Annotated in this window: 10 protein-coding genes; all 10 read right to left on the bottom strand. The window is 71.6% G+C overall.

Annotated elements, in window-relative coordinates:
- Nucleotides 1-48: 48 nt before the first annotated feature.
- On the bottom strand, nucleotides 49-1,950 hold the full coding sequence (locus tag ACGFIM_RS25255) for a protein kinase (RefSeq protein WP_393204231.1): 1,902 nt from the start codon (nucleotides 1,948-1,950) through the stop codon (nucleotides 49-51).
- An 82-nt stretch (nucleotides 1,951-2,032) separates the two neighbouring features.
- Nucleotides 2,033-2,209, bottom strand: coding sequence for a hypothetical protein (locus tag ACGFIM_RS25250; RefSeq protein ID WP_393204229.1), 177 nt, complete (start codon nucleotides 2,207-2,209; stop codon nucleotides 2,033-2,035).
- A gap of 49 nt (nucleotides 2,210-2,258) precedes the next feature.
- The gene (locus ACGFIM_RS25245; protein ID WP_393204227.1) at nucleotides 2,259-3,533 is read right to left on the bottom strand and encodes a glutamate-5-semialdehyde dehydrogenase; all 1,275 of its coding nucleotides are present in this window, start codon (nucleotides 3,531-3,533) and stop codon (nucleotides 2,259-2,261) included.
- Nucleotides 3,534-3,555: 22 nt separating this feature from the next.
- A complete protein-coding gene (gene proB, locus ACGFIM_RS25240) occupies nucleotides 3,556-4,674 on the bottom strand; it encodes a glutamate 5-kinase (RefSeq protein WP_393204225.1) in 1,119 nt (372 codons plus the stop codon).
- Between the two features lie 237 nt (nucleotides 4,675-4,911).
- Complete coding sequence (gene obgE, locus ACGFIM_RS25235) at nucleotides 4,912-6,264, bottom strand: GTPase ObgE (protein ID WP_393204223.1); 1,353 nt, start codon at nucleotides 6,262-6,264, stop codon at nucleotides 4,912-4,914.
- 150 nt (nucleotides 6,265-6,414) lie between these two features.
- Nucleotides 6,415-6,672, bottom strand: coding sequence for a 50S ribosomal protein L27 (gene rpmA, locus ACGFIM_RS25230; protein ID WP_364067166.1), 258 nt, complete (start codon nucleotides 6,670-6,672; stop codon nucleotides 6,415-6,417).
- Nucleotides 6,673-6,686: 14 nt separating this feature from the next.
- Complete coding sequence (gene rplU / locus ACGFIM_RS25225) at nucleotides 6,687-6,989, bottom strand: 50S ribosomal protein L21 (RefSeq protein ID WP_364067168.1); 303 nt, start codon at nucleotides 6,987-6,989, stop codon at nucleotides 6,687-6,689.
- A 217-nt stretch (nucleotides 6,990-7,206) separates the two neighbouring features.
- Nucleotides 7,207-10,497 carry a ribonuclease E/G gene (locus ACGFIM_RS25220; protein ID WP_393204220.1) on the bottom strand — a complete coding sequence of 1,097 codons (3,291 nt, stop codon included), beginning with the start codon at nucleotides 10,495-10,497 and terminating at the stop codon, nucleotides 7,207-7,209.
- A 271-nt stretch (nucleotides 10,498-10,768) separates the two neighbouring features.
- Entirely contained in the window at nucleotides 10,769-11,521 is a 753-nt protein-coding gene (locus ACGFIM_RS25215; RefSeq protein WP_393204218.1) for a TIGR03936 family radical SAM-associated protein, read from the bottom strand.
- Between the two features lie 153 nt (nucleotides 11,522-11,674).
- Complete coding sequence (locus ACGFIM_RS25210) at nucleotides 11,675-13,585, bottom strand: TIGR03960 family B12-binding radical SAM protein (RefSeq protein ID WP_393204216.1); 1,911 nt, start codon at nucleotides 13,583-13,585, stop codon at nucleotides 11,675-11,677.
- Between the last annotated feature and the right edge of the window lie 519 nt (nucleotides 13,586-14,104).

The following is a 14,104-nucleotide window of genomic DNA, read 5'->3' as shown; positions in this document are numbered from 1 at the left end:
GCGGCGGGCCAACACCGGCGACCCGCAGGTCACAGCGGCGCCGCAGGGTCACAGCAGCAGCGCGATGGCGCGTACGGCGGCCGCGCACAGCGCGACGAACCCGCCCAGCACGGCCAGCGCGCGCAGCCCTTCCCTGCGCAGCTCGGGCAGCCGCTGCCCGACTCGTTCGATCTCGCGCCCGGTGATCCCGCCGCAGAACATCCCGAACACCACCCCGGCCACGGTCACGGGCGCCGCCTCCTGCCACCAGTCGGGGGTGATCTCACCGCCGCCGGTGGCCCACAGCGCACCGCCCGCCGCCACCGCGACCGGCACGCCCGGCCACACGACGGCCGACGACGCCGCCCCGGCCAGCGCGATGGGGAACAGCAGCACCCGCAGCAGCACCCGCGTACGCCGGGAGCTGCGCTTCCAGACCATCCAGTGGCTCATCCACAGGGTCCTGGTCAGGACCACGAACAGCGTCGTGATGGCGATGGAGGCGATCGGCCAGATCACCGACACCACCACGCACGGCACGGCCAGCACCGCGAGCAGCAGCAGCGCGCCATTGCCCGCGGGCAGCGTGGTGTGCGTCTCGCGCAGCCCCGCGCTCTTGCGCCGGTCCTGCGTGGCGGTCCTGCTCCTGACGGCCGCCGCCGCGCGCTGCCGCGACGCGGTGACCTTGGCCCTGGGCCCGGTGGTCTTGCCGTCGGCACCGGTACGCCCGCGCGGCGGCGGTACCTTGCCCTCGGCCCGGCTGCGCGCGAGCGCCTGACCCTTGCCGTCGGGCACCGCCCGGCTCGCGGCCCTGCCGCTCTCGGGCACGGCCCGCCCGGGACGCCCGCCCTCCGGTACGGCGCGCCCGGCGCGTCCGGCCTCGGGCACGCTCCGCCCGGGACGCCCGGCCTCGGGCACGGCACGTCCAGGACGCCCGCCCTCCGGCAGGGCGCGACCGGCGCGCCCGCTCTCCGGCACGACCCGGCTCCCCCGGCCGCGCGGCGGCGGCACCTTGCCCTCGGCGGGCGCGTTGGGCCGGCTTCTGGCCCTGCCATCGCCGCGCGGCGGCGCGGCCTCGTCAGGCGCCGTCCTGCCGCGCACGGCCGCCCCCTTGCCGGGCTCCTCGCCGGCGTCGGCAACGCGCCCTGAGGCCGCCTGAGGCTCGCTCTCAGCCGCGCTCGTGGCCTTGGCCAGCCTGGACAGCCGGTCGGCCAGCAGCGCCGCCGTGGGCCGCTTACCGGGTTCCCTGTTGAGCGCCGCCCGGATCAGCGGCAGCAGCTCGACGGGCACGCCCTTGAGGTCGGCCTGGCCGTTGAGCACCGCGTACATCTGCGCCTCGGCCGTGCCCCGCCCGAACGTCGGCCGCCCCGTCGCCGCGAACGCCACCGTCGCGGCCCAGGCGTGCACGTCGGCGGGCGAGTCGACCTGCTCGTCGGCGAAGATCTCCGGCGCGGTGTAGCCGGGGGTGCCGAGGAACGTACCGGTCATGGTCAGCCGCGTCGCGTCGAGCACCTGGGCGATGCCGAAGTCGATGAGCACCGGGCCGCGCGCGCTCATGATGATGTTGCCCGGCTTGAGGTCGCGGTGCACGACCCCGGCCGCGTGGATGATCGCCAGGGCGGCGGCGATGCCCTGCGCCAGCTCGACCAGCTCGGAGACGTCGAGCGGGCCCTCCTTGCGCACGCGTTCCAGCAGCGTGTCGCCCTCGATGTGCTCCATCACCAGGTACGGCCGCGCACCGTCGAGGTCCGCGTCGAGCACCTTGGCGACGTACGGGCTCTCGACCCTGCGCAGCGCTCGGACCTCGCGCTCCAACCGGATGCGCGAGGTCTCGTCTTCGGCTAGGTCGTGCAGGACCTTGAGCGCGACTCGCTCGCCGCGGCGGGTGGTCGCGAGGTACACCTCGCCCATGCCACCCCGGCCGAGCCGCTCGACCAGGCTGTACGGCCCGACCTTGCCGAGCTTGCTCACCGTCCCTCCCCGCCCGGCGCGCCCATAAGGGACACAACCCTAGCGCCGGTGCCGCTGTCATCGCTTGAGGCACGCCGAAGGTTTATCGGCGTGTGTGGTCGGAGAGCATGCTGTCGAGCCGCGTGACAGGCTCGTCCGACAGCCGCCTGCGCCCTTTCCTGCGCCAGTGAACGTGACCTCGGCGCTCCAGCCACAGCATGAGCCGGTCGGCGCCGAGCAGCACCGCAGCGGAGAAGGCGAGGGCGACGACGATTTCCATGTGCTCCAGTCAAGCGACGCCACCCGCGCCGGTCAGGCCGACACGCCGACTAACCGGCCACCACCGTGCCCTCTGAGGTGCGCAGATGTCCTTCGCCCGTATAGACCCACTTGGTCGAGGTGAGCTCGGGCAGGCCCATCGGGCCGCGCGCGTGCAGCTTCTGGGTGGAGATGCCGATCTCGGCGCCGAAGCCGAACTCGCCGCCGTCGGTGAACCTGGTGGAGGCGTTGACCGCCACGGCGGCCGAGTCGACGAGCGCGACGAACCTGCGGGCGGCCCGCTGCGACCGGGTGACGATGGCGTCGGTGTGAGCGGAGCCGTAGCGCCTGATGTGGGCCACGGCCTCCTCCAGCGAGCCGACCACGGCGGCGGCGATGTCGAGCGAGAGGTATTCGGCGGCGAAGTCGTCCTCGGTGGCGGGAACGACCCGCGGGTCGTAGGCGGCGATCCGCTCGTCGCCGTGGACGGTCACGCCGGCCTCGCGCAGCGCCGCCAGCGCCTTGGGCACGAACGCGTCGGCGATGTCCTCGTGGACGAGGAACGTCTCGGCGGCGTTGCACACCGACGGCCGCTGCGCCTTGGCGTTGACCAGGATCTGCACGGCCAGGTCGACGTCGGCCTCGGCGTCGACGTAGACGTGGCAGTTGCCGACGCCGGTCTCGATCACCGGCACCGTGGACTCCTCGACCACCGAGTTGATCAAAGAGGCGCCGCCGCGCGGGATCAGCACGTCGACCAGGCCGCGGGCCCGCATGAGCTCCTTGACCGAGTCGCGGCTCTGCCCCGGCACGAGCTGCACGGCCCCGGCCGGCACCTCGGTGCCCTCCAGCGCCTCCTGCATGACGCGGACGAGCGCGGTGTTGGAGGAGTAGGCGCTGGACGAACCGCGCAGCAGCACCGCGTTGCCGCTCTTGAGGCAGAGCGCGGCGGCGTCGACGGTGACGTTGGGGCGGCCCTCGTAGATGATGCCGATCACACCCAGCGGCACCCTGATCTGGCGCAGCTCGAGCCCGTTGGGCAGGGTCGAGCCGCGCACCACCTCACCGACCGGGTCGGGCAGGTCGGCCACCTGGCGTACGGCGTCGGCGATGGCGGCGATCCTGGCCTCGTCGAGCCGCAGCCGGTCGATCATCGCCTCGGACGTGCCCTGGGCCTTGGCCCGCTCGACGTCCTCGGCGTTGGCCGCGACCAGCTCGGCGGCGTGGGCGACCAGGGCGTCGGCGAGGGCGCGCAACGCCCGGTCCTTGGGCGCCCGCGGCAGCGGGGCCAGCTCGGCGGCGGCCTCTCGTGCCGCGCGGGCGACGCTCAGGAACTCTTCGGACATCGCGTGCTCCTCGGTGGAACGTTCAGTTGTGGGATTCCAGTATGACCATGTCGTCGCGGTGGATCAGCTCGCGCTCATATTCGGGCCCCAGCGTGCTGGCGAGTTCCTTGGTCGAGCGCCCGAGCAGGCCGGGGATCTCGGCGGCGTCGAAGTTCACCAGCCCGCGGGCCACCACGCCGCCGTGCGGGGCGCACAGGTCAACCGGATCGCCCGCGGCGAAGTCACCCTCCACCGAGGTCACCCCGGCGGGCAGCAGCGACTTGCGGCGGCCCACGATGGCCTCGACCGCGCCCTGGTCGAGGTGGAGCCGGCCGCGCCCGGTGGTGGCGTGGGCGAGCCACAGCAGCCGCGTGCCCGGGTGGCGGCCGTCGGGGTGGAAGTAGGTGCCGACGTCGGCGCCGGCCAGCGCCTGGGCCGCGTGGGCGGCCGCGGTGAGCACCACGGGCACGCCGGCTCCGGTGGCGATCCTGGCCGCCTGCACCTTGGTCACCATGCCGCCGGTGCCGACGGAGGCGCCGTTCTTGCCCAGCTCGACCCCGACGAGGTCCTCGGGGCCGCGGATCTCGGCCAGCCGGCGCGAGCCGCTGCGGCTCGGCGGGCCGTCGTAGAGTGCGTCGACGTCCGACAGCAGGATCAGCGCCTCGGCGTGGATGAGGTGCGTCACCAGCGCCGCGAGCCGGTCGTTGTCGCCGAAGCGGATCTCGTCCGTCGCGACCGTGTCGTTCTCGTTGACGATGGGCACGATGCCGAGCTCGAGCAGCCGGTTGAGGGTGCGCTGGGCGTTGGCGTGGTGCGCGCGGCGCATCATGTCGTCGGCGGTCAGCAGCACCTGGCCGACGCGCAGCGAGTAGCGGGCGAACGAGGAGGTGTAGCGGGCCACCAGCACGCCCTGGCCGACGGATGCGGCGGCCTGCTGGGTGGCGAGGTCGCGCGGTCGCGTGCTCAGCCCGAGCGGGCCGAGGCCCGCCGCGATCGCTCCCGAGGAGACCAGGACGATCTGCGTCCCGGCCCGGCGCCGCGCCGCCAGCACGTCCACCAGGGCATCGACCCTATCGACGTCGATCGTTCCCTGAGGGGTGGTGAGCGAGGAGGAGCCGACCTTGACAACGACTTTCGACGCTGAGCTGATCCGTTCCCGCACGTGTGGAAGCCTATCCGCTGACCCGAGGACGACCTGAATCGTGCTCAACCCCTGAGACAGGCCCGAAAACCCGGCCCAGAAACCGGCCCAGAAACCGGCCCAGAAACCGGCACGGAAGCCGACACGGCAGCCGGCCCAGAGACCGGCTCAGCGCCCCGGAGAACGCCCTCCCGGCCAAGGACACACGGCCCGCCCTGAAAGCGCCTCACGCGGCGCCTCGATCCCCGCCGGACGCGGTCAGCCGAGGCGGTTGTCGGTGCCGCGCGGGCCCTGGCGTACGGACTCGGCGTTCACCGTCGGCTGCCAGTCGAAGACGTAACCGCCCTCCATCGGCCCGATGACCACCTCGGCCCCCGGCTCGGCACCGGCCTTGACCAGCTCCTCCTCGACCCCCAGCCGCTCCAGCCGGTCGGCGAGGTAACCGACGGCCTCGTCGTTGGTGAAGTCGGTCTGCCTGATCCACCGCTCCGGCTTCTCACCGGTGATCTGGAACAGGTTGTCGTTGACCCGCCGCACCGTGAACCCGGCCTCGCCGAGCTGCTTGGGCCTGATCACCAGGCGCGTGGGCTCCTCGATCGGCTTGGCGGCCCTGGCCGCGGCGACCCATTCGCCCATCGCGTACGCGAGCTCGCGCAACCCCTCGCGGGTGGCCGCCGAGATCGTGAAGACCCGCAGCCCCCGCTCCTCGAACTCGGGCCTGACCAGCTCGGCCAGCTCGCGTGCGTCGGGAACGTCGGTCTTGTTGAGCACGACGAGCCGCGGCCGGTCCTCCAGCTTCCCGTACGCGTGCAGCTCGGCCTCGATGACCTCGTAGTCGGTGATGGGGTCGCGGCCCGGCTCCATGGTGGCGCAGTCGATGACGTGCACGAGCATGTCGCAGCGCTCGACGTGGCGCAGGAACTCGTGGCCGAGGCCCTTGCCCTCCGACGCGCCGGGGATGAGGCCGGGGACGTCGGCGACCGTGAACACGTTCTCGCCCGCGGTCACCACGCCCAGGTTGGGGATCAGCGTGGTGAACGGGTAGTCGGCGATCTTCGGCTTGGCCGCGCTCAGCGCCGCGATCAGCGAGCTCTTGCCCGCGCTCGGGAACCCGACCAGCGCGACGTCCGCGACGCTCTTCAGCTCGAGCACCACGTCGAGCTCGTCGCCCGGCTCGCCGAGCAGCGCGAACCCGGGCGCCTTGCGCTTGGCGGTGGCCAGGGCCGCGTTGCCGAGACCGCCGCGGCCGCCCTGCGCGATGACGTACCGCGTACCGGCCCCCACGAGGTCGACCAGCACCTCACCCGTGGCGGCGTCCTTGACCACGGTGCCGTTGGGCACCGGCAGGATCACGTCGTCGCCGTTGGCGCCGTCGCGGTGCGACCCCTGCCCCTGCTTGCCGTTGGGCGCCTTGCGGTGCGGGCGGCGGTGGTAGTCGAGCAGGGTCGCCGTGTTGGGGTCGACCTCCAGGATGACGTCACCCCCGCGCCCGCCGTTGCCCCCGTCGGGGCCGCCGAGCGGCTTGAACTTCTCCCGGTGGATGGAGGCGCACCCGTTCCCTCCGTCACCGGCCTTGACGTGCAGGACCACCTGGTCCACGAAGTCCGGCATGCCCTATCCCTCCATCGCCCCCGTAAGGAGGCCTCTCATACCCACAACGCACCGGCCGCTACGGGAGCATCCCCAGGCCGTACGAACAGCAAAAAGGGGCGGATCGACACGCGATCGGTCGATCCACCCCTGAAAGTCGAAGGAGAAACCTTACTCCGCGACGGGAACGATGCTCACGGCTCGACGGCCGCGCTTGACGCCGAACTGCACGTGACCGGCCTTGAGCGCGAACAGCGTGTCATCGCCACCACGGCCGACGTTGTCGCCGGGGTGGAAGTGGGTGCCGCGCTGACGGACGATGATCTCGCCCGCGTTCACCAGCTGACCGCCGAAGCGCTTCACACCAAGGCGCTGGGCGTTGGAGTCACGACCGTTCCGGGTGGACGACGCGCCCTTCTTGTGTGCCATCTCTCAAACTCCCGTCAGGCCTGCTCGATGCCGGTGATCTTCACCTGGGTGTACCGCTGGCGGTGGCCCTGGCGCTTCTTGTAACCGGTCTTGCTCTTGTACTTGAGAATGTTGATCTTCGGGCCCTTGGTCTCGCCGATGATCTCGGCGTTGACCGTGAACTTGCCCGCCTCGGTCGTCACGTCGCCATCGTTGACGACGAGCACCGTCGGCAGCGCTACCGAAGAGCCGACCTCGCCGGCGACCTTGTCCACCTCGAGGACGTCACCGACGGAGACCTTCTGCTGCCTGCCGCCGCAACGAACGATCGCGTACACCGCGGAACCCTTCTACTGACTCACTGTTGCTTTCGATCATCAGCCGCCTCACGGAGAGGAGGCCGCCGAATGCTGCGCCCGTCATTCGGCCGGTCGGTCACCGACGAACCTTAGTAAGCGCGCCAACAGGGCACGTCACCTGACGCACCGGTTCACCAGGGTACCGGATGACCGGGCCCTAGGCGAACCGGACGGATCGTCGGAAGCTCGCCGAGAGCTACTCGGCGGACTTGGCTCGGCGCGAGCGTCGCCGCCCCCTGCCGGAAGTCTGGTTTGCCTGGTCGTCCTCAGCCGGGACGTCATCAAGCGCACCGGTCACGGTATCACGGCCGGAGGTGTCCTTGGCCGCGGAAACCTTCTCCGCGACCGCCTTCTCGACCGCCATCTTGCCCTGCGTGCCACGCGGCTCGGGCTTGCCGTCGACAGGCTCGGTGGAAATCAGCAGGCCACGCCCGTTGCAGCACTCGCACGGCGTCGAGAACGCCTCCAGCAGCCCCTGGCCGACCCGCTTACGGGTCATCTGGACCAGACCCAGCGAGGTGACCTCGGCCACCTGGTGCTTGGTCCTGTCACGGGCCAGGCACTCCAGCAGCCGCCGCAGCACCAGGTCGCGGTTGGACTCCAGCACCATGTCGATGAAGTCGATGACGATGATGCCGCCGATGTCGCGCAGCCGGAGCTGGCGGACGATCTCCTCGGCCGCCTCCAGGTTGTTCCTGGTGACGGTCTCCTCCAGGTTGCCGCCCTGGCCGGTGAACTTGCCGGTGTTGACGTCGACGACGGTCATCGCCTCGGTGCGGTCGATGACCAGCGAACCGCCGCTCGGCAGCCACACCTTGCGCTCCAGCGCCTTGGCGAGCTGCTCGTCGATGCGGTAGTGCTCGAAGACGTCGCCCTGCTCGATGTCCCACTTCGACAGCCGCTCGGCCAGGTGGGGAGCCACGTACTTGACGTACTCGTCCACCGTGTCCCAGGCGTCGTCGCCCTGCACGACCAGGTTCGTGAAGTCCTCGTTGAAGACGTCACGCACGACCCGGATCGTCAGGTCCGGCTCGGCCGACAGCAGCTCGGGCGGGCTGGCCGACTTGGCCTTCTTCTGGATGTTCTCCCACTGCGCCGACAGCCTGGCCACGTCGCGGGCCAGCTCCTCCTCGGAGGCGCCCTCGGCCGCCGTCCGCACGATCACGCCGGCGTTCTCCGGCATGACCTTCTTCAGGATGCTCTTGAGGCGGCTGCGCTCCTTGTCGGGCAGCTTGCGGCTGATGCCGGTCATCGACCCGTCGGGAACGTAGACGAGGTAGCGCCCCGGCAGGCTGATCTGCGAGGTGAGCCGCGCGCCCTTGTGGCCGATCGGGTCCTTGGTGACCTGCACCAGCACCGACTGCCCCGACTTCAGCGCCGACTCGATCCGCTTCGGCTGGCCTTCGAGCCCGGCGGTGTCGAAGTTCACCTCACCGGCGTACAGGACGGCGTTCCTGCCCTTGCCGATGTCGACGAAGGCCGCCTCCATCGAGGGCAGCACGTTCTGCACCTTGCCGAGGTAGACGTTGCCCACGTAGGACTGGCTGGCCTCGCGGTTGACGTAGTGCTCGACGAGCACGCCGTCCTCGAGCACCGCGATCTGCGTGCGGTCGCCCTGGCGGCGCACCACCATCATCCGGTCGACCGACTCGCGGCGGGCGAGGAACTCCGACTCGGTGATGATCGGCGGACGCCGGCGGCCCAGCTCGCGCCCCTCGCGGCGGCGCTGCTTCTTGGCCTCGAGCCGGGTCGAGCCGCGCACGCTCTGCACGCCGTCGGTGGCGGTGTCGAGCGCGGTAGCGCGGCCGGAGCGCGGCGCGCGGATGCGCACCACCGTGTTCGGCGGGTCGTCGCTGGACGGCTCGATGTTCTCGTCGGTGCCCCTGCGGCGGCGACGGCGGCGGCGACGCGAGGTGGAGACCTCTTCCTCCTGCGGCGTCTCCTCGGCGACCGGCTCCTCCTCGCGCTCCTCCTCCGCCTGCTGCTCTTCGGCGTCCTCGGACTCGTCGCGCTCGCGGGACTTGCCGCGGCCACGGCCGCCCCTGCGGCGGCGACGGCGGCGGCCACCGGTCTCTTCCTCGTGCTCCTCGGGCGTGTCGAGGTCGGTCTCCTCGTCGGTGACCGTCTCGTCCACGACGTCGTCGGCGTCGGCCGGATCGGGCTCCGGCTCGGTCCTGCGCGGCACGGCCGGCTTGGCCTTGCTCGGGTCGGGCGCCTGGAACAGCGGCTCGAAGATCGCGGCGGGCCGCAGGAACGTGGTGCCGGGCTCGGACTCCCTGCGCGCGTTCAGCGCGAAGGGGTCGGCGAGCAGGCTCTGCCGCACGGTGTCCTCGTCGAGGTCCTCGCCGGCGGGCTCGTCGTCGAGCGGCTCGTCCTCGGGCAGGATCTCGTCGATGTCCTCAGCGTCCTCAGCGTCCTCGGCGGTGTCCGCCGTGGTGTCCGCTGTGTCCTCAGCGGTGTCCGCCGTAATGTCCGCGGTGGTGTCCGCGGTGGTGTTCGCCGTGGCCCGGACGTCCTCGGCGCTCTCGGCCTTCGCGTCCTGGACGTCCTCGCCCTGGCTCCCGGCCGCCGCCACGGCGCCCTGAGCGGCCTCTCCGGCCTGCTCGGCGGCCACCTCGGTGGTCGCCGCCGCATCCGCACCGGCCGCGGCCTCTGCGCCCGCCTCAGGCGCGCTCTCGGCGCTCTCCTCGGCGGCGCGGGCGGCACGGCCGCGCCTGGTCGTGCCGGTGGTCGTCCTGGTACGGGTACGCGTCGTCCGCGTACGCCGGGCGGGCGCCTCCTCGGCAGCCTCGGCGGCGGCACCGGCGTCCTGAACGCCCTCCGCCACGGCACCGGCGGCCTCTCCACCGGCGGTCACGGCATCGGCGGCACCGGCCGCGCTCTGGCCGGCCACCGTGCTGTCAGCGGTCGCCGTGCTCTGGCCGGTCGCCGCGCTGTCGGCGGTCGCCGTGCCGGCGGCGGTGGCGGCACCTGCGGCGGCGCCTTCGGCCGGCTGCGCACCGGCGTCGGCCTCGGCCGTCGCCGCGGCCTTCCTCCGCGTCCTGGTCCGCTTCGCCGGCGCGGGCGCCTCGGCCTCAGCGGCCTTGTCCTGCGTGGCGCCCTCGCCCTCGGCGGGCGTCTCCTGGGCCTCCGCCTCGGCGGCCTTCTTCGTCGTACGCCGCCGCGTCGTCGTCGCGGTGGAACGCGTCCTCGTGGTCTTCTTCGGCTTCTCCGCGGCGGCCTCCTCGGCCGCCTCGGCCCCGGTCACCTGGCCGTTCTCGGTCTGGCTCGTGCCCTGCGGGCCGCCCGGCACCGTCTCCACGGCAGGCGTGGCCAGCATGGCCGTACCCGCGGGAACGGTCTTCACCTTCGGCGTTTCCTCCGCGGCGGCGAGCAGCTCAGGCGCCGGCTCACCCGCCGCGCGCTGCACGGCGTTGATCTGCACCGGCTCCACCTTGACCACCGCCGGCGCCGTCCTCGCGGCGGCGACGGTGACCGGCACGGACACCGGCTCCTCTGGCAGCTCCGGCGGAGGGCCCGCAGGCCTGCTGGAGCGGCGACGCCTGGTCACCTGGGGCTGTTCATTTGTCTCCCCGTCAGGGCCAGTGGCCCCGGCGTTGGGCTCGTTGTCGAGCATGCGGGCGCTCTCCCGTCAGCTCCCGGGCGCGTCGCCGCGCCGCGCAGGAGCCCTCGTGTCTCGTTGTCCGCCGGCGCTCTCGGTGAGAGCGCCGGCGCCAAGTCCTGTCAGCGGTCGTGCTCGGCTCTCGCCGGGCACGTCCTTAACCGGCGATGTGCTCACCCGCCGGTTCCGCCTCGCCGCCGCGCGTGTCGTCGCGGTCCAGGCCGAGCGGATCGGCAAGCGCACCAGTAGTCGCGTCGAGCGGCCCCTGCGCCAGCCTGGTCACCTCGGGGGGAACCGGCGGCGCGAAGTCGGCCACAAGGCGCAGCCCTGTGAGCACGTCGTCGGGTCGAACGGCAGGCGTCATGTGCCGAACAACCATGCGCAGTATGACACACGGCTCCTCTTGCACCTGAGCTGCGGTTCTGGCTGTTCCCTCGGACACCGTGAGCCTCACGACGGCCTCCCGTGCGTCGAAGCGACGGGGGCCCTTCTTGGTGAGACGCTCGACCTCCACCGTGCCTGCCGCGAGGAACTTCTCCACCGCCACCTCGGCGAGCTCGCGGTCGGCACCGGGCAGCCGCACCTCCCAGTCGGAGACCTCCAAGCGGTCGGCCAGGCCCCCCGGGCCCGCCTCCACAACGTCGAGAACGTCGAGACCGGGCGGCAGCGACGCGTCCAGGCCCTGTCTGACCTGGTCGGGGTCGCACGGCTCGGTGACACCGATCTCGAGGTATTCCGCTTCGCTGGCGACGCCGGTCGGCGCCGCGCCCGCGTAGGAGATCTTCGGGTGGGGCGAGAAGCCCGCGCTGTAGGCCACCGGAATGCCGGCACGGCGGACCGCCCTCTCGACGGCCCGCGAGATGTCGCGGTGGCTGGTGAAGCGCAGGCGGCCGCGCTTGGCGTAACGCACGCGAAGGCGCTGCACCGTGGGCGCGGGCGGTGGCCCGTCGGGAACAGGTTTCAGAGCTTGTCGTCCTTCCCTTGTAAGAGTTCCTACGTCTCAGGATAAGCCGCGTTCGCGCGTGAACGTGTACGCCGAGACACGGCTCGCCCACTGAGCGCGCTAGACCACCGTCAGAGGAAGGAGTTTCCGCCCCGTGGGGCCGATCTGGATCTCGGTGCCCATGGTCGGGCACACGCCGCAGTCGTAGCACGGCGTCCAGCGGCAGTCCTCGACCTCGCCGCCGGAGATGGCGTCCTGCCAGTCCTGCCAGAGCCATTCGCGGTCGAGCCCGGCGTCGAGGTGGTCCCATGGCAGGACCTCGTTCTCCTCGCGCTCGCGGGTGGTGTACCAGTCGACGTCGACGCCGACCTTCTCGGCGGCCTTCATCCAGCGCTCGTACGAGAAGTACTCGCTCCACCCGTCGAAGCGGCCGCCGTCCTCCCAGACGGCCCTGATGACGGCGCCGACCCTGCGGTCGCCCCGCGACAGCAGCCCCTCCACGATGGACGGCTTGCCGTCGTGGTAGCGGTAGCCGATGGCGCGGCCGTACTCCTTGTCGCTGCGCAGCGCGTCGCGCAGCGCCTTGAGCCGCCGGTCGACGGTCTCGTGGTCGGCCTGCGCGGCCCACTGGAACGGGGTGTGCGGCTTGGGCACGAACCCGCCGATGGAGACCGTGCAGCGGATGTCGCGGCTGCCGGTCACCTCACGGCCCGCCTTGATGACCTTCTTGGCCAGGTCGGCGATGCCGAGCACGTCCTCGTCCTGCTCGGTGGGCAGCCCGCACATGAAGTAGAGCTTCACCTGCCGCCACCCCTGCGAGTAGGCCGTGGTGACGGTGCGGATGAGGTCTTCTTCGGTGACCATCTTGTTGATCACCTTGCGCATGCGCTCCGAGCCGCCCTCCGGCGCGAACGTCAGGCCCGAGCGCCTGCCGTTCCTGGAGAACTCGTTGGCCAGGTCGATGTTGAACGCGTCGACCCTGGTCGAGGGCAGCGACAGCGAGGTGTTGGTGCCCTCGTAGCGGTCGGCGAGACCCTTGGCGATGTCGCCGATCTCGGAGTGGTCGGCCGACGACAGCGACAACAGGCCGACCTCGTTGAAGCCGGACTGCTTGATGCCGTTTTCGACCATCGCGCCGATCGTGGTGATCGAGCGCTCACGTACGGGACGTGTGATCATGCCTGCCTGGCAGAAGCGGCACCCGCGCGTGCAGCCGCGGAAGATCTCCACGCTGAACCGCTCGTGCACCGTCTCGGCCAGCGGCACGAGCGGTTTCTTCGGGTAGGGCCACTCGTCGAGGTCCATCACCGTGTGCTTGTGCACCCGCCACGGCACGTCGGGCCGGTTGGGCGCGACGCGCTTGATGCGCCCGTCGGGGTGGTATTCGACGTCGTAGAACTTCGGCACGTAGACCCCGCCGGACTCGGCGAGGCGCATGAGCAGCTCGTCACGGCCGCCCGGCCGGCCCTCCGCCTTCCACTCGCGGATGACCTCGGTGATGGCGATGGAGATCTGCTCCCCGTCGCCGAGCACGGCCGCGTCGAGGAAATCGGCGATCGGCTCGGGGTTGAACGCGGCGTGGCCGCCCGCGAGCACGATCGGGTCGTCCTCACCGCGGTCGACGGCCAGCATCGGGATGCCGGCGAGGTCGAGCGCGGTCAGCAGGTTGGTGTAGCCGAGCTCGGTCGCGAACGACACGCCGAGCACGTCGAAGGCGCGAACCGGGCGGTGCGCGTCGACGGTGAACTGCGGCACGCCCTCTTCGCGCATGAGCTTTTCAAGGTCCGGCCAGACCGCGTACGTGCGCTCGGCGAGCGTGCCCGGCAGCTCGTTGAGGATCTCGTAGAGGATGGCGATGCCCTGGTTGGGCAGCCCGACCTCGTAGGCGTCCGGGTACATCAACGCCCACCGCACGTCGGCGGAGTCCCAGTCCTTGACGGTCGAGTTGAGCTCACCCCCGACGTACTGGATGGGCTTCTGCACCTTCGGCAGCAGCGCTTCCAGGCGGTGGAAAATCGACTCGACAGGCATACGTCAAGCGTAGCGGCGCCCGGCACCTGCCGAGTCCGCCGTCACGCATCCCGCCGTTACGCCCTGGGCCCAACCCCTCAAAACCCCACTGACCAGCACAAACACCACCATCAACCAACGCACGCCCGCAGCCTCCACCCCGCACGCCCACGCATTCCCCACCACGCGGCCGGCCCGCCAGGCCGATGAACGCCCACCGAAAGCCGCCCGGCGAACCGATGAACGCCCACGAGCTACCGCAGGCCGCCGCCGGGGTGGCGGCCCGGTAAGCCCGCGCATCGACGAACCGCCAGGAGCGCCACCGGCACACCGACCACCCACCACAAGCATCACCGGCACACCGACCGACCACCACAAGCACGACCAGCGAACCGATAGACGGCCACGAGCGGGACCAGCGAACCGACCACCCACCACAAGCACCACCGGCACACCGACCGACCACCACAAGCACGACCAGCGAACCGATAGACGGCCACGAGCGGGACCAGCGAACCGACCACCCACCACAAGCACCAC

It is taken from the genome of Nonomuraea sp. NPDC049309 (assembly GCF_043196965.1).
In the GTDB taxonomy this organism is placed as follows: domain Bacteria; phylum Actinomycetota; class Actinomycetes; order Streptosporangiales; family Streptosporangiaceae; genus Nonomuraea; species Nonomuraea fastidiosa.
This window is presented reverse-complemented; position numbering and strand designations above follow the sequence as displayed.